This window comes from Micromonospora aridisoli (assembly GCF_056150025.1).
Map to the genome: position 1 here is coordinate 25,765 of NZ_JAXCFK010000015.1, position 18,592 is coordinate 44,356.

The following is an 18,592-nucleotide window of genomic DNA, read 5'->3' on the forward strand; positions in this document are numbered from 1 at the left end:
GATTTACTCCCGGTTCGGGGACTTTCAGCACAACGTGCGCTATGACCCCTCCTCCGCGGCGATCTCGGCGAGTCGCTGCGCCTCAGGGTCGACGAACTCGCCCAGGGCGAGCGCGACCCGCTCGGTCTCGAAAACCTTCCGCCCCGGCATCGACGCCCGCCGGATGGTCACGACCGCGCCCGCAGAGACCAGCAGCGCCCGGCGCCCGTCTACGTCCCGCTCGGCCCATGCCTCGGCGAACGTCTGCCCGGTCTCAACCCGCCGCACCTCGGTTGCAGCGACGGCCGGCAGCGCCTCGCGCGCCGCGTGCAGCTCGGCGACCCGCGCGGCGAGCGCCGCGACGTCGGCCCCGCGCACGGTCATCTGCCGCGCCAGGTCGGACAACGCTCCTTCAATGTCAGCCCGGCGCCCGTCATCGACCGCCACCGTCACCACCTCGACGACCGGCCAGTGACCGACCATCCGTAGAAACTCGTGTTCTACGTGCTGCTCGGTCAGCTCGGCCGTGATCGCGACACCCTGACAACCCTGCCCGTTGCGCCGGGCCGCACAGGTGTAAGTCGGCACGGTCGCCCCGCTCGCGTGCTTCCGCGACGACGCATAGAGCTTCCTCCCGCACCCTGCACAGAACGCGATGCCGGAGAGCAGTCGGGCGGCGCGCACCCGCCGACCTCGCCCCTCGACGCCTTCGCCGTTTACCGCGAGGGCTGCGCGTAGCTGGTGCCACACGTCCAGCGGAAGAATCGGCTTCCACAACTGGCGCGGCATCCCGTCGTCATCGCGAATCACCTCGCCGCGGTAGACCGACCGGCCGACGGTCGCCGGGTTGACGAGCATCTGCGCGATGACCTGGGTTGACCACGGGGCGGGTTTCGTTCGCTTGGTTCTTCCCTCGGCGATCAGACGCGCCGAGCGGGTCGGCACGTTCCGCGCGTTGAAGTCATGAGCGATTCGGTACAGCGACTCGCCAGCTAGGACCCGGTCGGCTGCCTCGCGGACGACCGCGGCCGTCTCGGGCTCCGGCGCCAGGATGTACCCGGGTCCGTCGATCGCCGGAACCACCTGGTACCCGTACGGCGCGGCGCCACCCGCCCAACGGCCGAGCCGACGCGCTCCTTCGATGCCGTCCGCCGTCCGCTGCGCGATGGTCGCCGCCTCCATCTCGGCGAACGCTGCGAGGATGGTCGCCACGAAGCGGCCCGAGACCGTCGTCAGGTCGAGCGATTCCGCCACCGAGACCAGCGCAGCCCCGTTCTCCGCGGCCTCATCCGCGAAGGCCCGGAAGTCGACGACGTTGCGCGCGAGCCGGTCGAGCTTCGCGAAGATCACCACGTCAACCTCAGGCCACCGTTCGCGGATCTCCTTCAGACCGGGCCGGTCGAGCCGGAGGCCCTTGTCCGAGCCGCTGACGTCGAGGTCGCGCACGACGTGCGGGTGGACGTCCCAACCCTTCGCCAAGCAGTACGCCCGGCAGACTTCCTCCTGGCGGGCTGGCGAGGTCGACGGGTCGAGGTCTCCGCGGTGGGATGACAGGCGGACGTAGATGATCGCGCGGACGCGGCCGAGCGGGTCGCGAAGGGTGGCGTTCGTCATGTGGGACATGCTAGGTTACGGCACGCGCAGGCTGTTGCCGTCGACCCAGCGTCCGCTGTCGCGGTCGAGGCGACGGGCGGTCGAGGCGACCTTGAAGTTGGCCACCAGGGTGTTGCTCTGTGTGGTGCGGCGCCACTCCGGCGCGGTGAGCACGTTCCCCACAACGGTCACGTAGGTATCGAACATCGTCCCTCCTGTCAGGGTTGGGGCGTGGCTTGGCGAGTCGACCCGCACCTGAGCCTGGGGTCCGACAGCCCACGCGGACAGCCCCGAAGGCGGCACCTGTGGACGGCGGGCACGGCTGTGGACAAACGCCTGATCAAGGTCCCGATGTGGTAGGCCGATCGGCCCTGATCCGGCGGGCGCCCGACGGCGATGATCAAGAGGCAGCGGAAATGGTCACGTTCCGGACGGAGCAGACCTGGGTAGGGATCCCTGCAACCGCACCCGTGAGCACGACGTCGAACGAAAGGTCAGCGATCATGAAGATGACCATCACCCGTTCCACCCGCCTCGCGCGGCAGGTGCGGCGATGAGCGCCGTGCGGGACCCGGCCACCGTGGCCAAGTGCCTCCGGCTCGGTGCGGGCTTCTCCGACCGCGAGCGTGACCGGATCGTCGAGCAGTTCGCCACGCTCGACGCCCGTCTGGCCGGCTTTCACGCCGACGCCACCGACATGGAGCTGTCGGTGAAGGACCGGGAGGTCAAGGGCCAGAAGGTCACCCTGGAATGCTGGATCGCCGGCCGGCAGCGGGTCGTCGCCACCTCGACCGAGGAGGACCTGCACGCCGCGCTCAACGACGTCCGCGACGACCTGCGTCGTCAGCTGAACGACGCGAAGACCCGACAGGAGCCACGCAACAACAAGCACCTGCGGACCAACGAACCCCCTGGCCCGGCCGCGCCGATCGACGAGTTGGCCGGTGCCGGGACGACGACCGACGAAAGGTGACGCGCGCCGGCCGGGCTACCCGGCCGACGCCCACCGTGGAGGTGAACGACATGCCCAACGTGCAGCAACCCGAGATGCGCCGCAGCGGCGAGACCCGGCTGGTCCAGGACAGCGACGGCCCCGTCGAGGGCGGTTCGTCCTCGGCCCGGCGCGAGCACCGCTCGGTGCCGGTCGACCAGGTGTCGCCGTACGGCCCCGACCGTGGACGGGCCTCGACCTCGCAGGAGCCGTCCGGCCGGGAGGCCGTGGGCGACTGACCACCGGTGGCTCCTGCCCGCCAGGTGCGGGCGGGCAGGGGCTACCGTCCGGTAGCTTGCCGGCGTACCGTCGGCAGGGTGGAACCGGACGTGCTGGGCCCGCCCTACGAGCGGCACACCATCGACCTGGGCGCAGACGACGAGGGTCCCGTGGTGGCCACCCTGGTCCGCCGCCGGGCCGAGCGCCCCACCGGGCGCGCCGTGCTCTACGTGCACGGCTTCGTCGACTACTTCTTCCAGACCCACGTGGCCGACTTCTTCGCCGAGCGTGGCTGGGACTTCTACGCCCTCGACCTGCGCAAGTACGGCCGCAGCCTGCTGCCGCACCAGACCCCGAACTTCTGCCGTGACCTCGGCGACTACTTCCCGGAACTGGACGCCGCCGCCCGGATAGTCCGCGACGAGGACGGGCACGACACCCTGCTGGCCATGGGCCACTCCACCGGTGGTCTGATCGTCTCGCTGTGGGCGCACGCCCGACGCGACGCCGGGCTGGTCGACGGTCTCTTCCTCAACAGCCCCTTCTTCGACCTCAACGCTCCCTGGTTCGTGCGTCGCCCCCTCGCGGCCGCCGCCGCGCGCCTGGGCCGCAGGGCGCCGCACCGCATCCTCCCGTTCGGGCTGGGCACCGTGTACGGCGAGAGCATCCACGCCGACCACCGCGGCGAGTGGACGTACGACCTGGCCTGGAAGCCGCTGGCCGGCTTCCCGGTCCGGGCCGGTTGGCTGGACGCCGTCCGGACCGGCCAGCGGCGGCTGCGCGCCGGACTCGACATCCCGGTACCGGTGCTGCTCGCCTGCTCGACCCGGTCGTTCCGGGGCACGAAGTGGCAGGATGCGGCGAGCCTGGCCGACGCGGTCCTCGACGTCGAACACATGGTCCGTTGGGCCCCCCGCCTCGGCCAGCACGTCACGGTTTCCCGCTTCGACGGCGGCATGCACGACCTGACGCTCTCCGGCCCTGCCGTACGCCAGAAGGTCTTCGCCGAGGTCGGCCGCTGGGCCGAGGCCTTCCTCGGCGCCGGACCGACCGACTCTCGGCCGGTCCCGCCGCAGCAGCGGCCTTCGGCGGAGGCGGAACCCGGAACGGCGGCGCAGACCCGCTCCCCCGCGGACGCCTGAACCTCACCGTCTGTCTACGCGCCGTCCGGCAACTGCTCCCGCCGCCGCGATCCGTGCCACCGCCAGCGGAGCTCGACCGGGATGCCGACCTGACCACCCGTTCCGCCGTGCCGGGCCCGGGCGGCGGTACCCTTCTCGCGCGATACCACGTTGCGCCCGTAGCTCAGCGGATAGAGCAGGGGACTTCTAATCCCAAGGCCGCAGGTTCGAATCCTGCCGGGCGCGCCCTCACTCCCCCAGCTCAGCGACTTGGCACGCCCGGCAGCCCGAGCGGTTGCCCGCGACGGAGGCCCACCGACAAGGCGCAGACGTGCGACTCCCCGGGCAATCAGGACATGTTGAATAGGTCAACACAGTGCGGGGCCGGGCGGGTTCTCGTGAACCCGCCCGGCCCGCGTTGAAGGTCACCGTTGTCCGGTGCCTCCCTCGACCATCCCTCACCGGCGACGTCGGCTGGCCTCGGGGATGTTGGACTCGATCTCCTCGTGGCGGACCCGTTCGTCGATGGGCTGGTCCTCGACCACCTCTTGCTTGGCCAGGTGGACCCGCTCGACCGGCACCCGCTCCTTGGCCACCACCGGACGCTCGGCGCGCAGCGGCATCTCCTGCTGCGCCTCCCCGATGTCGGCACGAACGTCGCCCGCGTTCTCGGCGGTGATCGGTTCGCGCTCGATGAACACCTCGTCGTGCTCGACGGGCACGCTCGTGTGAACGTCCTCGGTGACCACGTACTTGCGCAGCACCGCCTTGCCGACCGGCTGGCTCTCGGTGCCGACCCGCAGCCGCTCCTCGGACCGGATCAGATCCTCACGGCCCTGCGAAACGCGCTGCGGCGCCTGCTGCTGCTCCAGCTGGTAGTGCCGGTACAACTGCGCGGTCTGTTCGGCGTCCAACGGAACGTCGGTGCCCGGGTCGACGGTCGGGGCACTGGTGACCGTGGCCTTGTCGTAGGCCACCTTCAGCTGCCCGTCCGCCATCCGCGCGCTACCGAGCGGGGCCATCGCCTCCCGACGATCCTTGGTCTGCACACTCACCCAGGTCGGATAGCCCGCCGCGTCGGCCCATACCTGACCAACGCTGCCGATCTTGGAACCCGTCCGATCCTGGACGTTCTGGCCATACAGCGACATCACCTGCTGTTCGGTCAGTTCCATGATCCTCTCCTCTCCCTGTAACCACCGCCTACCCGCCGTCGCCCTCGGCCATTCGTCGTCCCGGCCCCCGCCGCTGGACGTCCCGAAAGTCCATGATCGTCCCTTTCGACGATCTAGGATTGACATCCGGACGGCGGCAGGAGTGCTTTGTTTCCGGGGGCGTTGTTCAGGCGGAGGTGGACCGATGGCCGAGAAGACCTCGGTGCGCCCGGTGCCGGCTTCTGGTCTGCGCTGTCCGGCACCCCGCGACGTCGATCACTTGTGAGATGGACTGGGCCGGATGGGCGTTGTTCGGGTTGGTGGCCACGGCCGCGCTCACTGCGGCGTTGATCACGGCTCAACTGGCCGGCCTCACTCGCCTCGATCTCCCTCTGGTGCTCGGGACCGTCGTCACGGAGGATCCCGACCGGGCCCGGGTCGTCGGCTTCTTCATCCACCTCTTCGCCGGTCAGGGCTTCGCTCTCGGCTACGCGGCGGCGTTCGCTCTGCTGGGCCGGGCGACCTGGTGGATCGGTGGGGTGTTCGGGTTGCTCCACGTCGGGATCGCGCTGACGGTGATCCTGCCGCTGTTGCCGGGTGTCCATCCGCGGATGGCCTCACAGCGGGCAGGCCCAGCCAGCACCGCCGTACTGGAGCCACCCGGCCTGTTCGCACTCAACTACGGTGTGCAGACGCCGGCGGTCGCTGTGGTTGTCCATGTCGTCTACGGAACCGTCCTGGGGCTACTTCTCCGAGTCGGCTGACCTACGTCGCCCGGTTCGGCAGGGACCGACGGTCGCCATGACCGGCGAATCGGACGGAACCCACCCGCAGCCACCGAGGCCGATCAGCGACTACGGGCTCCTGGGTGACACACGTACCGCTGCCCTGGTCGCCGGAGACGGCGGACTCGACTGGCTCTGCGTGCCCCGCTTCGACGGCGAACCGCTGTTCGGCCGACTCGTGGGTGGCCGGCATTCGGGAACCTTCCGGGTCGGCCCCGCCGGGCCGGCGAGGGTGGTCGAACGGCGTTACCGACGGCACACCGCCACGCTGGAGACGACGTGGGCGGTGGGCCAGGGCCGCCTCACCCTCACCGAGGGGATGGTTGCCGAGCTCAGCGGTCGCCTGCTGCCCGCGACGCTGATCGTGCGACGCCTGTCGGCCGAGGCGGCAACAGTCGACGCCATCGTCGAGTTCGATCCCCGCCTCGGGGTACGGCACCGTCGGCCCCGGGTTCACCACCGGCGTCAGGGCGTGGTGTGTGAGTGGGGGTCGGTCGCAGTGGCTCTGGGCATCACGCCAAGCATCTCCATCGAACCAGGTCGACCCGTTCCGATCACGGTCAGCCCTGGCTGTCCGGTCAGCCTCGCGCTGGCGGTGGCCCACCGCGAACCGTTGATCCACGTCGAGCCGGCGACGGCCTGGGACCTGCTCGTCGAGGACGAGACCCGATGGCAAGCATGGAGCGGGGAGATCGACGAGGCCCTGCCCTTCCGGGAGGAGGTCGTACGGAGCCTGCTGACCCTACGGCTGTTGACCTACTCACCCTCGCGGGCTCCGGTGGCCGCACCGACCACGTCCCTGCCCGAGGATCCCGGCGGGATACGCAACTGGGACTACCGCTACGTCTGGCCCCGCGACGCCAGCATCGGCGTCAGCGCCTTCCTCAACGTCGGCAAGCCCGACGAGGCGCACGGTTTCCTCGCGTGGCTGTTGCACGCCAGCCGGCTGCAACGGCCCCGGTTGCCGGCACTGTTCACGCTGCACGGCCGCCACGTACCGGAGGAACGGGACCTGCCCGGTTGGCCCGGCTATGCCGACAGCGTTCCGGTGCGGGTCGGTAACAGCGCCGCCGGCCAACACCAGCTCGATGGCTACGGTTGGGTGATCGACGCCGCGTGGGCGTTCGTACAGGCGGGGCACCGCCTCTCCAGCGAGACATGGCGGGCGGTACGTGGCTTCGCCGACGTGGTCGCCCGGTGCTGGCAGAACCCCGACGCCGGCATCTGGGAGGTCCGCGAGCCCGCCCAACACGTGCACTCCAAGCTCATGGGCTGGCTCGCCCTGGACCGGGCCCTGCGCATCGCCGACACCCATCCGCTGTCAGACCGCCGACGTCGGCGATGGCGGCAGGCCCGGGACGCCATCGCCACCGAGGTCCACACACACGGCTTCGACACCACGGTGGGCAGCTACGTCCGCAGCTACGGTTCCGCCGAACTCGATGCCGCCCTGCTCGTCCTGCCGCTGCTCGACTTGGACCGTGTCGACTCATCCCGGGTGCGTGGCACCATCGACGCCATCCGGGACCGGCTGTCGGCGGGTGGTGCGCTGCTCTACCGCTACCCGCCCGGGAACGACGGCTTCCCCGGCATCGAAGGCGCGTTCCTGCCCTGCTCCTTCTGGCTTGTCCAGGCACTCGCCCGCACCGGCCGCCGCAACGAGGCGGTCGAGCTGTTCCAGACCATGCGCGACCACGCCACCCCACTCGGGCTCTACGCCGAAGAGCTGGATCCCGCGACCGGCGCCCACCTCGGCAACTACCCCCAGACGCTGACCCACGCCGCGCTCGTTCAAGCCGCGCTCGCGATCCGGGACGCCTCCCGCCCCTGATCCCGCGACGACCCGCCGCCACGACCGGAGGCGGACCGGACGCGCCCTCAGCATCTCGCCTCTCGGTGCCCTCCCGTCCGCCCGCTCTCGCCCGACGGAGGCGCGAATGCCGGCGCGAACCGCTGAGGTGGTGACATCCATCGGGACAGCGGTGGGTAGTCGAAGAGGTCACCGACGGCCACGAGCGCGAGCACCCGGGCGGCCACGCCCGAGGCCCTCGTGATCATCAGCTGCTTGTGGTTCGCGACAGCGTGTTGACGGACGGTCAGCAGAGCGGCGAGCGCGGCGCAGTCGAGGTGCCGCAGCTCGGTCAGGTCAAGGGCCAGGTGGGTGACCCGGGAGGGAGCAAGCAGGCGCCTAAGCTCCTGCTCAAGTTGGTTGGCGGTGGCCAGGTCGGCCTCACCGGCCAGGGTGGCGCATCGAGTCGCGGGTCTGTGGTCCTGGTACAAGATGCGGAGCACGCCACGGTCAGCAGCAGCATCCATGAGAAGACTCTGTCCTCGCCTAGCGACAGGCGCATCGAGGGCCGGACGAGGTAGCCACCAACATCCGGCGCCGGGGAGGACAGAGCTTGCGTACGGCGTTGCCGACCTCGACGTGACACACGGGTGCCAACTCCACAGTATCCACGCCCGCCGTCGACCGCCACCCACGTGTGGGTACCGACTCCGCCGTTCGCGAACCCGGGCCGTCCGCCCGGCGGCGCGGTACCGTCCAACGCGTGGACGCCTTCCCCCGGGTCTTCTCGTCAGGCGCGCGGATCGCCACGGTCGACGGTAGCGGGGTCCACCTGCTGACGGTGGAGCTGTGGGGTCCGGAGCAGGTCACCGTCAGGCTGGTCGGTGACCCGGACGACCGGACGCGGGCGGCGCTCGCCAGCTACCGCGAGGCGATGGAGCGGTGGACGCCGGAACGCGGCCGGGACGCGCTCCCGACGTCCCCGGGCGAAGCGCTGCATGACGCGCTCGACGTGCGGCTGACCGACGAGTGGGGCACGGAGTACCGCTGCGAGTCGGTCAGCTCCGGCGGGACCGGGCGCGAGCTGCTCTGCGAGTGGCACTTCCGGGCCTCCGCGCCGCTACCCGGTGACCACGTCACCCTCACCGTGACCGGTGTCGACGGCGCTGCCGTCAGCATGCCGGTCTCCTTCACGGTCTGATCCGCCGCCAGCGGGCGCGCCACCGCCAATCTTGGACAGTTCCCGTCAGCGAGAACGGGAACTGTCCAAGATGATTCGGCCCGGGTGTCTGGGCGGGCTCGACCAGCGGGTCAGCCCGTCTGGCAGGAGGTGCCGTTGAGCTGGAAGTTGGTCGGGCGGTCGTTGGTGCCGGTGTAGGTGGCCTGGAAGCCGAAGCTCGCCGTGCCGTTGGTCGGTAGGTTGCCGTTCCAGGCGACGTTGCGCGCGGTCACGTTTCTTCCGGACTGAGTCACCTGCGCGTTCCACGCGTTGGTGACCTGCTGGTTGCCGCTGAACGACCAGGTCAGGGTCCAGCTGGTCAGCGCGGCCCCCCGGTTGGTGACGCGTACCTCCGCGGTGAAGCCGTTGTTCCACTGATTGGGCGTCCAGCTCACGGTGCAGGCGGCCGGCCCGGTGGTGGGGGGCGGCGTCGTCGGAGGCGGTGTGGTGGGCGGCGGAGTGGTCGGCGGGGGCGTGGTGGGCGGGGGCGTGGTGGGCGGGGGCGTGGTGGGCGGGGGCGTGGTGGGCGGGGGCGTGGTGGGCGGCGGAGTGGTGCCGTCGCGGGGCGGGAAGCGCAGGATGCGGTCGTCGCTGGCGGCCGGGGTGCCTCGGCCGTCGCGGTTGCTGGTGGTGACCCAGAGCCAGCCGTCCGGGCCGTACTCGACCGTGCGCAGCCGCCCGTAGGCACCGACCAACTCGGCAGTGGGCGTGCCGACACCCCCGGAACCGTTCAGCGGCACGTTCCACAGCCGGGCGCCGCGGAGGCTGGCCACGAAGAGTCGGTTGCCGGCGATGGTCGCACCGCTCGGCGATGCCTCCGCCGGCGTCCAGGTGATCAGCGGATCCCGGAAGCGCGGGTCGTTGGCCCGCCCCTCCACCGTGGGCCAGCCGTAGTTGCCGCCGGGGACGATCAGGTTGATCTCGTCCCAGGTGTTCTGACCGAACTCGGTCGCATATAGTCGGCCCTGGGCGTCCCAGGCCAGCCCCTGCACGTGGCGGTGGCCGAGGCTGTAGACCGGTGACCCGGCGATCGGGTTGTCCGGCGGCACCGTGCCGTCCGGACGAATGCGCAGGATCTTGCCGTTACGGCTCTGCGGGTCCTGTGCGGTGGCGGTCTGTCCGGCGTCGCCGACTCCGACGTAGAGCATTCCGTCCGGCCCGAAGGCGATCCGGCCTCCGTTGTGGATCGCCGCCCGGCTCAGCCCGGTGAGGATCGGCTGCTGGGTCTGCGGTGCGGTGAGTCGGAACCGGGCGATCCGGTTGTCGGTCGCGGTGGTGAAGTAGACGTAGACCCAGCCGTCCTGAGCGTAGGTCGGTGAGACGGCCAGACCCAGCAGGCCGCCCTCGCTGGTCGCGGTCACGCCGGAGATGGTGACCACGGACTCGGGTGACTGGCCGGGCCGGACCCGCACCACCTGCCCGGTGGGTCGCTGGGCGACCAGGGCGCTGCCGTCGGGCAGGAAGTCCATCCCCCACGGCACCTGGAGACCGGTGGCGACCGTCTCGGGCCGGGAGAAGTCGAAGTCGCCGACGGCGAGCAGCGCGGGTGGCGCGTCGCCGGTGGCACCGGGCGGACGTTCGGCGTTCGGGACCGCGCCGGCCAGACCGGCGGCGCCGACGCTGCCGGCGACCAGGCCGGCGGTGAGTACGGCCCCGACCGCGAGTCGGATCTTCATGCCACCCCCTAAAGTATTGATATTGGTCAATATAACACGCTTCGTCGAACCCCGTTTCGACACGTCGGCCGCGCCACCGGATATCGGTGGTCCGGGTCGCGCCGCCGACCGTACGGTCACCGCCATGCAGGTACGCGATGAGCTGACAGCCGACCACGACACCGTGCACGAGCTGCACCGGGCGGCCTTCGGTGACCACGGGGAGGTGGTGGCGGCACTGGTGCGGGCGTTACGCGACGACGACACCGAGGCCCTCAGCCTCGTCGCGGAGGAGGCCGGCGAGATCGTCGGGCACGTGATGTTCACCCGTAGCCTGCTCGACGCTCCGCGTCGACTCGTACCGGTGCAGGTGCTCAGCCCGCTCGCGGTCAGGCCGGACCGGCAACGGTGTGGCGTGGGCGGCGCCCTGGTCCGGCACGGTCTGCGGTTGCTGGACGAACGCGGCGTGCCGGCGGTCTTCCTGGAGGGCGACCCCGGGTACTACGCCCGCTTCGATTTCGTCGCCGCCGAGGATCTCGGCTTCCGCCGGCCCTCGCTGCGCATTCCCCCACCCGCCTTTCAGGTGGCCAGACTCGCCGGGTACGAGCCCTGGATGATCGGCACGTTGGTCTACTCGGCCACCTTCTGGCGGCAGGACTGCGTGGGGCTGCGCGAGGAGGGCGGCCACTGAGCGCTACCGAGAGGGAACTCCGAGTGGATCACGACGTAACCCACGGTCATCGGGACCTCTGCCGCGTGTTATTCTCCGGCGTCGATCTCCGCAGCGCGGACCCGGATCGGGTCATTTGTCGCAAAGGACGCCTTCCCGATGCCGGCCCTGCCCCACCCGACCACGCCACCTACCATGGTGGACCGTCCGGCCTCGGGCGCGCTCGCCTTCATCTTCACCCGGCTACCGGCGCTGCTGCGGCTCTCCTGCGGCATGTTCTGCCTCGTGGTGGCACTCGCCGTGCGCACCCCGCCGGTGCGTCCGGAGCTGCTGGTTCCGGCCGTGGCGGTGCTGACCATCTGGTCGGTCTGGTACGCGCTGCGCGCCTGGCGTACTGGCATCGGCGCGCCACTCGTCGCTGTCGACGTGGCGCTGACCAGCACGGCGTGCCTGGCGATTCCGGTCCTGGTCGCGCCGGAGGTGCTGCCCGGCGAGGCGAGTTGGATCGCCGTGCTGGCCAGCACCACTGTGATCAACACTCAGGCGACCGCCCCGGCCCGCTGGTCGATCCCAGCAGGTCTGCTGGTGGTCGCGGCGTACGCGACGGGTGCCCACACGGCCGGTGACCCGACCGAGGCGCGGGCGCACGCGGCCACCCTGCTGGCCCAGACCGCCTGCACGGCGATGATGACCTCGGTGATGCGCCGACGCATCGTCCGGGCCGACACCGCCTTCGTGGCCGCTCAGCGAGCCGCCCGTGACGCCATGGTCGCCCGAATCGCTCGGGAGGCGGAACGGCGGCAGAACCGTGACCTGCACGACACCGTGCTGGCGACGCTCACCATGGTCGGGCAGGGCGCGGTGGGTGGGCCGTCCACGGCGCTGCGCGAGCGGTGTGCCAGCGATCTGCGTACCCTCGCCGCCCTGGCCGAGGCCCGATCGGCGCCGCCCGACGCGACGGCCCGGCTCGACGAACGGTTGCGGGCGGTGCGTGCCCGACTGCCCGGCCTGCCGGTCACCGCCGACCTGCCACCATGCACCGCGCCGACGCCCGTCGCGGAGGCCCTCGCGGAGAGCGCGTACGCCGCACTGGCCAATGTGGCGAACCACGCGCCCGGCGCGCGGGCGGAGTTGCGACTGCGTCGGTTCGCCGGCACCGTCACGGTCGAGGTCGTCGACGACGGTCCCGGTTTCGACCCGGCCACGGTGCCGGCGCACCGGTACGGTCTGCGCGAGTCGGTACACGGCCGGATGGCGGCCGTCGGCGGTCGGGCCGATGTCGACTCCGCCCCCGGTGCGGGCACCCGGATCCGGTTGGAGTGGTCGGATGCGGGCTGAACCGGGCGCGGCCCTCCTCCCCCGGCGCGCCCGGTCAGGCTCGGCGCCCCCACAGGTCAGCCGGGCGATCGACGAGGTCGGCGGTCCGGCCGCCGCCGCGGTCGCCCGCACCTCCGACCGGGGGGCCCGGGTCGTCGCGGTGACCATCGCGCTGGTCTGGCACCTGGCCATCGGCCTACCCGCGGTACTAGCCGCCCGGTCGACGCTGGCCGGGCCCCAGGTGGTGTTCGGCGGCTGGTTGCTGGTGGCGGCGGTCGGCGTGGTCGCCGGGGTCCGGCTGCTGCGCGACGCAGCACTGCCGGCAGCGCCGCTGGCCGTTCTCCTCCTGGTGGTCGACGTGGCGGTCTTCGCCGCGGCGGGGCGGCCGCTGCTGTTCAGCCCCGCGAACTGGGTGTGGGGCACCCTCGCCTGGTTCTTCCTGGTGGTGCTCTGGGGGCGGCCGGTGCGATGGCTGCTGGTGCTGCTGGCCGCCCACGCCGGCATCGCGCTGACCGCCGTCGTGCTGTACGGCGCGACCGGCGCGGCCGACCTGGCCCGCGCCACCATGGCCCTGTACGGCACGTCGTCGCTGCCGGTGGCGGTCTTCGCCGGTGCGGCGGTGCTCGCCACACTGTCCCGGCAACGCGCCGCCACGGCAGCGGCCGCGAACGCCGTGGTCGCCGAGCGGGAAGCCGCCGAACGGGCCCGCAGCGAGCGGGGCGAGCGGCTGGATCTGGTCAGTCGCGCCGCCAGCGAGGTGCTCACCGAACTGGCGCGGGGGCGTGCCGACCCGGCCGAACCGGAGGTGCAGCGTCGCTGCGTACGGGCTGCCGCCCGGTTGCGTCGGCTGATCGCCGAATCCGATGACGTGCCCCACCCGCTGCTGCACGAACTGCGGGCCGCCGCCGATCTGGCCGAACGCAACGGCCTGCCGATCGACCTGGTCACAATTGGTACACCGCCACCGTTGTCGGTGCGGATCCGCCGGAGTCTGGCGGATCCGCTCACCGCCTCCCTCGCGGACGCGCAGGAATGGGCCCGGCTGACCGTCGTCTCCGGCCCCGACGAGGTGGTGGTCAGCCTCGTCACACCTGACCGGGAGGGCCCGGACACCGCCGGGCATTCGGCCGAGGACGGTGACGGACAGGTGGAGCACCTCTACGAACGGGACGGGAAGATCAGATGGACGCAGACGCGCTGGCACCGGTGAGGCCGGGGCGGCCCGTCGGTGTGGCGATCGTGGACGACCATCCGGTGGTCATCGACGGGGTGCGCGCCTGGCTCGCCACCGAGCCGAGGTTGACCGTGCTGGCCACCGGGGACGATCCGGACGAGGTGTTGCGGGCGGCGCCGGAGGCCGATGTCCTCCTGCTCGACCTGCGGTTGCACGGCCGCCTGGTGCTGGACAAGCTGGCCGAGCTGAGTGCCGCCGGGCGACGGGTGGTGGTCTACTCCGAACACTCCGACCCCGCGACGATGCTCGCCGCGCTGGACGCCGGGGCGGTGGCGTTCCTCGCCAAGCACGAGGGACGGGAGCACTGTGTGGCGACCGTGCTGGACGCGGCGAGCGACCGGCCGTACGTCGCGCCCGCGCTGGCCGGGGCGATGGTCGGTGATCCGCGACCGGACCGGCCGGCGCTCTCCGACAAGGAGCGTGAGGCGCTGCTGCTGTGGTTCCAGTCGATGTCGAAGGCGTCGGTGGCCCGGCGGATGCGGATCAGCGAGCACACCGTCAAGCAGTACGTCGACCGGGCGCGGATCAAGTACACGCGGGCGGGTCGACCGGCCGCCACGAAGGCGGCTCTGCTCGCCCGGGCGATCGAGGACGGACTCGTCCGACCGGAGGAAATCGGTATCTACCGGTCGCGGGCGTCGACCGATCGGCCGACCCCCTAACGGGCGTCATGACAGCAGTGGACGGCTGAGCGAGGCTCGTGCGTAGATGCCGTCCGCACCGGAGGTCCCGACGATGCACGATGACGCGTCCCCGTTCTTCATCGCACCGCATCGGTTCGACGCGGTCGACGACGGTGCGGGCCCGGTGCTGGACCGGCGGCACGAACTGGTGACGGAACGTGGTGAGCAGGTGCTCGACCACCACCGGGTGGACGTGGCGGGGTATCTGCTCGGCCCGAGCGACGCATACCGCGCCTGGGCGCTGCCCGCCCCGGTCGCCCTCACCGTCACCGACCGCCGGTTGGCGTACGTGGGCCGGGGCACCCAGCTCGCCCTCGTCGGGGCCGGGCGCACCGGCACGGCCCGCGCGCCCGGGCTGGTCAGTGGGCAGATCCGCTGGCAGTGGCCGTCGCGGTTGGAGCTGCTGCCCGGCACCGCCGGCAACCCGGCGGCGTTGCTGGTGGTCTGTGACGCGCTGCGTACGATCCGGCAACCGGCGCTCGCCCTGATCGGCCCGGACGACCGGATCAACGAACTCGCCCGGCAGCTTCGCCACGCGGTCGCCACGTTCCGGCTGGTCCGACCGGAGCTGGTGGACCTCTCCCCGCCGGAGCGGGACGCGCTGGCCCGGCTGAGCCGGACCGCACCGCGCAGCGGGGTGGGACGGGTGCTGCTGCCCGGTGCCCTGCCGGTGGAGTTCCGCTCCCGCGACGACTACTACCGGCCCAGGCACGCCGACCCGCAGCCGTACGACGCGGCCTCGGGGCAGCGGTAGGCCGCCGACGTCGAACGGTCAGGGGGTCGCGGTACGCCGGTCGTCGGCGTCCAGCGCGGCGGCCTCCTGCGGCGTCGGTGCGCTGCCACCGAGATGCGCCGGCAGCCACCACCGATCGTCCGGCGTGCCGGGCCGGTCCGGGTACTCCCGCTGGGCCCGGTCGACCAGCGCGGACAGCCGGGTACGGAGGTCCTGGGTCATCGCGTTCGGGTCCGCGTACGCGGTCGGATCAATCGGCTCGCCGACCAGGATGGTGATCGGGGTGTGCCGGCGGGTGAGCGTGCGCGGGCGTCCCTTCGTCCACAGCCGCTGGGTGCCCCAGAGCGCGACCGGCAGTACCGGCACCTGCGCCTCGCGGGCCATCCGGGTGGCCCCGCTCTTGAGGTCCTTGACCGTGAAGGAGCGGCTGATCGTCGCCTCGGGGAACACGCCGACCACCTCACCGGAGCGCAGCGCCGCCACCGCGGCGGCGTACGAGTCCGCGCCCGCGCGCCGGTCCACCGGGATGTGCCGCATGCCGCGCATCAGCGGGCCTGAGATCCGGTGCCGGAACACCGAGTCCTTCGCCATGAACCGGACGAGTCGCCGGGACTCCAGGGCGCCCAGACCGCAGAAGATGAAGTCCAGATAGCTGACGTGGTTGCTGGCCAGCACCGCCCCGCCGGTGCGCGGAACGTGATGGTCGCCCTCGACGGTGAGCTTCAGATCGAGGACCCGGAACATCGTCTTGGCGGCGGCGATGACGGGCGGGTACACGAGTTCCGGCATACCCGTAACTTTACCCCGAGTAGGTTACGCACCGGTAGCGACGGGTGGGTGGCGTGCCGAGCAGGGACGCGGCCGGGTCGCCCGGTCGCCCGGTCGGGCAACCCGGCCGCGCCGGTCAATCGGCGAGCGAATGCAGATCGAGCCGACCACGGGCGAAGGCGTCCACCCGCCCCCAACGGCCCGGGATGTCGAGCACCTCGATCCGGCCCATGCCGACCGGCAGTCGCGGCTCGACGGCCAGGTGCCCCTCGTGCGGCTCCAGGCCGAGCATCGTACGCAGCAACAGCAGCGGCGCTCCCGTCGACCACGCCTGCGGGCTGCACGCCGTCGGGTACTCCACCGGGAACTTCGTCTGCTCCCGCGGGTAACCGCCGAACGCCTCCGGCAGCCGGCCGTCGAAGTACCGGGCGGCGTCCAGGATGCCGTTGGCGATCGTGGCGGCCTCCTCGGCGAAGCCGTACCGGCGCAGACCCCAGGCGCAGAACGAGGTGTCGAAGGGCCAGACGGTGCCGTTGTGGTAACCGATGGGGTTGTAGCGCACCTCCCCCTCGGCCAGGGTCCGCACCCCCCAACCGGTGAAGAGTCGAGGCCCGGCCAGGTGGTGGGCGATCTGCTCGGCCCGGTCGTCGTCGACGATGCCGCTCCAGAGCAGGTGGCCGATGTTGGAACTGAGCACGTCGCACTGTCGCCCGTCCGGATCCAGCGCGAGCGCGTAGTAGCCGCCGTCCTCGACCCACCAGTCCCGGTTGAACCGCGCCTTGAGGGCAGCGGCCTCCCGCTCCAGTTGCTCGGCGTACGCCGGGTCACCCCAGAACTCGCGGGCCAGCCGCGCGCCGCGTACCTTCGCGTCGTACGCGTACCCCTGCACCTCGCAGGTGGCCCGGGGGAACGGCGGCAGCGTGCCGTCCCGGTAGGAGATGGAGTCCCAGGAGTCCTTCCAGCACTGGTTGTCCAGGCCGGTGTCGGTGTTGCGCCGCTCGTACCAGATGTACCCGTTGCCCACCAGGTCGGCGTAGTCGTCGATCCACTTGAACGCCCGGCGGCATTCCTGCTCCAACTCCTTGACCAGCGCGGCGTCGCCGCTCCACCGCTCGTACTCGTCGAGCAGCACGACGAACAGAGGGGTGGAGTCGACCGCGCCGTAGTACGGCGAGTGCGGCTGCTCCTCGAACGCGGCGCTCTCCCCGTAGCGCATCTCGTGCAGGATCCGCCCGGGATCCTCCTCGCGGAAGTCGTCGAACCGGGTGCCCTGCAGGGCGGCCAGGATCCGCAGCGTGGTCGCGCTCAGTTCCGGCGTGAACGGCAGCGTCTGCAGGCAGGTCAGGATGCTGTCCCGGCCGAACATCGTCATGAACCAGGGCAGACCCGCGGCCGGCAGGGTCTGCCCACCGAGCGAGAGCGGTGAGAAGCGCAACGCCGCCAGGTCGACGATGCACCGTCGGTAGGTGGCGGCGACCTGATCGTGTTCGCTGTTCACCTTCGGCGCCTTGGCGATCCACTCCTCCAGATCGTGCTGGAGGGCGAGCCGCTCGGTGCCGTGCGCCCGCAGCCCCATGCGCAGGTCCCGCCCGCCCGGGCCGACCGCCAGGGTCTGCACGTCAATGCCGGTGTCCCACTGTTCGTTCGGTTCCAGATGGATCGAGTACGCGAAGCCGTTGCGGTCGTACCGGGCCGGCTGGGAGGAGGAGATGATCGTCTCGCGCCGGAAGTTGCCACGCCGGTAGCCCAGCCGCAGCCGGTCCGTCTCCACCTCGGAGTAGATCTCGCCCTTCTTGTTCAGGATCTCGTCCTTGACCTCGAACAGGTCGGCGAAGTCGCAGGCGGCGTCCATCCGGATCTCCAGGTCGACCGCCTTCTCGTCGTGGTTCAGGATGGTGATGTGCTCCCGGAAGCTGCCACCGACGGCCCGCTCCCGGATGATCGACAGCTTCGCGTCCACGTAGTGCGTGGCCAGTCCGGGCACCAGGAAGAAGCGCGACTCGTAGTACTGGAGGTCGTCGTAGGAGAGGGCGTTCAGTCGCTCGCCGTTGACGGTCAGCACCCACTTGGAGAGAAAGCGGGTGTCGATGGAGAACAGGCCGGTCGGCTCGGTCGGGGTGGCCTCGATGTCCCCGGTCGCCTCGCTGACGACGAAGTTGTTGCCGTCGAGGATCCGTACGGTGTGGCTGGGCGCCATCACTGCACCCCCTTCCGGTAGCGCTGCGGCCCCATCGCGTGCGGCGGTCCGGGGAAGATCCGTTCCAACTGGACCACCAGGCGTGCGTTACCGGTGATCGTCATGTCCCCCCGCAGCAGCGCCGCCAATCCGTTCTCGCGGCCGGTGACCAGTTCCTCGAAGAGCGCGGGGCTCGCGCCCACCACCGTGTCCGCCTCCATGTCCTCGCGGCTGACCTGGATGTTTCCCCGGTCGATCCGCACCAGCCAGTGCGTGGTCTGCGGCCCCTCGTGCAGGTCGAAGCGCAGGGCTCCGGAGGTCTTCGCCAGCAGAGGTTCGTACCCCTGCTGGTCGAGGTCCTCGAAAAACCGCGTGGTCGCGTCCGCCATCGGGCCCTCCTCCCGGTCGCTCGTGTCCCGCAGGAGGGGTCCCCGCCGCCCGGTGGCTCAACCTCACCCGCTTGGGGTGAGGTTGAGGCGTGGCCGCCGCCACCGACCGTGGAACGT

At 71.3% G+C, this 18,592-nt stretch carries 18 protein-coding genes, 1 tRNA gene and 1 pseudogene; 12 read left to right on the plus strand and 8 right to left on the minus strand.

Features of this window, described 5'->3' with window-relative positions:
- Positions 1-39 precede the first annotated feature (39 nt).
- Both SM447_RS25685 and SM447_RS25690 read right to left on the minus strand, forming a co-directional pair.
- Complete coding sequence (locus SM447_RS25685; RefSeq protein ID WP_474575439.1) at positions 40-1,593, minus strand: recombinase family protein; 1,554 nt, start codon at positions 1,591-1,593, stop codon at positions 40-42.
- Positions 1,594-1,614: 21 nt separating this feature from the next.
- A pseudogene (locus SM447_RS25690) lies at positions 1,615-1,779 on the minus strand (single-stranded DNA-binding protein); the annotation flags it as partial.
- 346 nt (positions 1,780-2,125) lie between these two features.
- Between SM447_RS25690 and SM447_RS25695 the strand changes: the two are divergent.
- The 4 genes from SM447_RS25695 (at position 2,126) to SM447_RS25710 (ending at position 4,149) form a co-directional block, all read left to right on the plus strand.
- On the plus strand, positions 2,126-2,545 hold the full coding sequence (locus tag SM447_RS25695; protein WP_474575440.1) for an HPF/RaiA family ribosome-associated protein: 420 nt from the start codon (positions 2,126-2,128) through the stop codon (positions 2,543-2,545).
- 50 nt (positions 2,546-2,595) lie between these two features.
- Positions 2,596-2,802 (plus strand): hypothetical protein, encoded by a 207-nt coding sequence (locus SM447_RS25700; RefSeq protein WP_474575441.1) that lies wholly within the window; start codon positions 2,596-2,598, stop codon positions 2,800-2,802.
- A gap of 78 nt (positions 2,803-2,880) precedes the next feature.
- On the plus strand, positions 2,881-3,924 hold the full coding sequence (locus SM447_RS25705; protein WP_474575442.1) for an alpha/beta hydrolase: 1,044 nt from the start codon (positions 2,881-2,883) through the stop codon (positions 3,922-3,924).
- A gap of 152 nt (positions 3,925-4,076) precedes the next feature.
- Positions 4,077-4,149: transfer RNA gene (locus SM447_RS25710), tRNA-Arg, on the plus strand.
- A 212-nt stretch (positions 4,150-4,361) separates the two neighbouring features.
- On the opposite strand, the gene SM447_RS25715 is transcribed toward SM447_RS25710, so the two are convergent.
- Complete coding sequence (locus SM447_RS25715; RefSeq protein ID WP_474575443.1) at positions 4,362-5,078, minus strand: YsnF/AvaK domain-containing protein; 717 nt, start codon at positions 5,076-5,078, stop codon at positions 4,362-4,364.
- Positions 5,079-5,344: 266 nt separating this feature from the next.
- Between SM447_RS25715 and SM447_RS25720 the strand changes: the two genes are divergently transcribed.
- A complete protein-coding gene (locus tag SM447_RS25720) occupies positions 5,345-5,821 on the plus strand; it encodes a hypothetical protein (protein WP_474575444.1) in 477 nt (158 codons plus the stop codon).
- A 37-nt stretch (positions 5,822-5,858) separates the two neighbouring features.
- A complete protein-coding gene (locus SM447_RS25725; RefSeq protein WP_474575445.1) occupies positions 5,859-7,673 on the plus strand; it encodes a glycoside hydrolase family 15 protein in 1,815 nt (604 codons plus the stop codon).
- A 47-nt stretch (positions 7,674-7,720) separates the two neighbouring features.
- Here the strand turns inward: SM447_RS25725 and SM447_RS25730 are convergent, their stop codons facing one another.
- The gene (locus SM447_RS25730; protein ID WP_474575446.1) at positions 7,721-8,158 is read right to left on the minus strand and encodes an STAS domain-containing protein; all 438 of its coding nucleotides are present in this window, start codon (positions 8,156-8,158) and stop codon (positions 7,721-7,723) included.
- Between the two features lie 236 nt (positions 8,159-8,394).
- On the opposite strand from SM447_RS25730, the gene SM447_RS25735 reads away from it, so the two are divergent.
- Entirely contained in the window at positions 8,395-8,832 is a 438-nt protein-coding gene (locus tag SM447_RS25735; protein ID WP_474575447.1) for a hypothetical protein, read from the plus strand.
- 110 nt (positions 8,833-8,942) lie between these two features.
- Here SM447_RS25735 and SM447_RS25740 read toward each other — a convergent pair whose 3' ends face one another.
- Positions 8,943-10,526, minus strand: coding sequence for a PQQ-dependent sugar dehydrogenase (locus tag SM447_RS25740; RefSeq protein WP_474575448.1), 1,584 nt, complete (start codon positions 10,524-10,526; stop codon positions 8,943-8,945).
- Between the two features lie 124 nt (positions 10,527-10,650).
- Here SM447_RS25740 and SM447_RS25745 point away from each other — a divergent pair, with 124 nt between their 5' ends.
- From SM447_RS25745 to SM447_RS25765, 5 genes are all read left to right on the plus strand, one after another.
- Complete coding sequence (locus SM447_RS25745) at positions 10,651-11,196, plus strand: GNAT family N-acetyltransferase (RefSeq protein WP_474575449.1); 546 nt, start codon at positions 10,651-10,653, stop codon at positions 11,194-11,196.
- Between the two features lie 138 nt (positions 11,197-11,334).
- Positions 11,335-12,513 (plus strand): sensor histidine kinase, encoded by a 1,179-nt coding sequence (locus tag SM447_RS25750; protein WP_474575450.1) that lies wholly within the window; start codon positions 11,335-11,337, stop codon positions 12,511-12,513.
- Positions 12,503-13,702, plus strand: a complete 1,200-nt coding sequence (locus tag SM447_RS25755) for a hypothetical protein (RefSeq protein ID WP_474575451.1) — start codon at positions 12,503-12,505, stop codon at positions 13,700-13,702. The genes SM447_RS25750 and SM447_RS25755 overlap by 11 nt, the downstream gene beginning before the upstream one ends.
- Positions 13,675-14,388 carry a response regulator transcription factor gene (locus SM447_RS25760; RefSeq protein WP_474575452.1) on the plus strand — a complete coding sequence of 238 codons (714 nt, stop codon included), beginning with the start codon at positions 13,675-13,677 and terminating at the stop codon, positions 14,386-14,388. Before SM447_RS25755 ends, SM447_RS25760 begins: the two co-directional genes overlap by 28 nt.
- 73 nt (positions 14,389-14,461) lie before the next feature.
- Entirely contained in the window at positions 14,462-15,163 is a 702-nt protein-coding gene (locus SM447_RS25765; RefSeq protein WP_474575453.1) for a hypothetical protein, read from the plus strand.
- Between the two features lie 18 nt (positions 15,164-15,181).
- Here the strand turns inward: SM447_RS25765 and SM447_RS25770 are convergent, their stop codons facing one another.
- The 3 genes from SM447_RS25770 to SM447_RS25780 form a co-directional block, all read right to left on the minus strand.
- Complete coding sequence (locus tag SM447_RS25770) at positions 15,182-15,931, minus strand: lysophospholipid acyltransferase family protein (protein WP_474575454.1); 750 nt, start codon at positions 15,929-15,931, stop codon at positions 15,182-15,184.
- Between the two features lie 115 nt (positions 15,932-16,046).
- Positions 16,047-18,107, minus strand: coding sequence for an amylo-alpha-1,6-glucosidase (locus tag SM447_RS25775; RefSeq protein WP_474575455.1), 2,061 nt, complete (start codon positions 18,105-18,107; stop codon positions 16,047-16,049).
- Entirely contained in the window at positions 18,107-18,475 is a 369-nt protein-coding gene (locus SM447_RS25780) for an SCP2 sterol-binding domain-containing protein (RefSeq protein ID WP_474575456.1), read from the minus strand. Before SM447_RS25780 ends, SM447_RS25775 begins: the two co-directional genes overlap by 1 nt.
- Between the last annotated feature and the right edge of the window lie 117 nt (positions 18,476-18,592).

What these genes read in the sequence shown, in the direction of transcription:
- SM447_RS25695 (WP_474575440.1), top strand. Translation starts at nt 2,126, where the DNA reads ATGAGCGCCGTGCGGGACCCGGCCACCGTGGCCAAGTGCCTCCGGCTC.
- SM447_RS25725 (WP_474575445.1), top strand. Translation starts at nt 5,859, where the DNA reads ATGACCGGCGAATCGGACGGAACCCACCCGCAGCCACCGAGGCCGATC.
- SM447_RS25715 (WP_474575443.1), bottom strand. Translation starts at nt 5,078, where the DNA reads ATGGAACTGACCGAACAGCAGGTGATGTCGCTGTATGGCCAGAACGTC.
- SM447_RS25775 (WP_474575455.1), bottom strand. Translation starts at nt 18,107, where the DNA reads ATGGCGCCCAGCCACACCGTACGGATCCTCGACGGCAACAACTTCGTC.
- SM447_RS25745 (WP_474575449.1), top strand. Translation starts at nt 10,651, where the DNA reads ATGCAGGTACGCGATGAGCTGACAGCCGACCACGACACCGTGCACGAG.
- SM447_RS25700 (WP_474575441.1), top strand. Translation starts at nt 2,596, where the DNA reads ATGCCCAACGTGCAGCAACCCGAGATGCGCCGCAGCGGCGAGACCCGG.
- SM447_RS25750 (WP_474575450.1), top strand. Translation starts at nt 11,335, where the DNA reads ATGCCGGCCCTGCCCCACCCGACCACGCCACCTACCATGGTGGACCGT.
- SM447_RS25755 (WP_474575451.1), top strand. Translation starts at nt 12,503, where the DNA reads ATGCGGGCTGAACCGGGCGCGGCCCTCCTCCCCCGGCGCGCCCGGTCA.
- SM447_RS25730 (WP_474575446.1), bottom strand. Translation starts at nt 8,158, where the DNA reads ATGGATGCTGCTGCTGACCGTGGCGTGCTCCGCATCTTGTACCAGGAC.
- SM447_RS25765 (WP_474575453.1), top strand. Translation starts at nt 14,462, where the DNA reads ATGCACGATGACGCGTCCCCGTTCTTCATCGCACCGCATCGGTTCGAC.
- SM447_RS25770 (WP_474575454.1), bottom strand. Translation starts at nt 15,931, where the DNA reads ATGCCGGAACTCGTGTACCCGCCCGTCATCGCCGCCGCCAAGACGATG.
- SM447_RS25780 (WP_474575456.1), bottom strand. Translation starts at nt 18,475, where the DNA reads ATGGCGGACGCGACCACGCGGTTTTTCGAGGACCTCGACCAGCAGGGG.
- SM447_RS25760 (WP_474575452.1), top strand. Translation starts at nt 13,675, where the DNA reads ATGGACGCAGACGCGCTGGCACCGGTGAGGCCGGGGCGGCCCGTCGGT.
- SM447_RS25740 (WP_474575448.1), bottom strand. Translation starts at nt 10,526, where the DNA reads ATGAAGATCCGACTCGCGGTCGGGGCCGTACTCACCGCCGGCCTGGTC.
- SM447_RS25720 (WP_474575444.1), top strand. Translation starts at nt 5,345, where the DNA reads ATGGACTGGGCCGGATGGGCGTTGTTCGGGTTGGTGGCCACGGCCGCG.
- SM447_RS25685 (WP_474575439.1), bottom strand. Translation starts at nt 1,593, where the DNA reads ATGACGAACGCCACCCTTCGCGACCCGCTCGGCCGCGTCCGCGCGATC.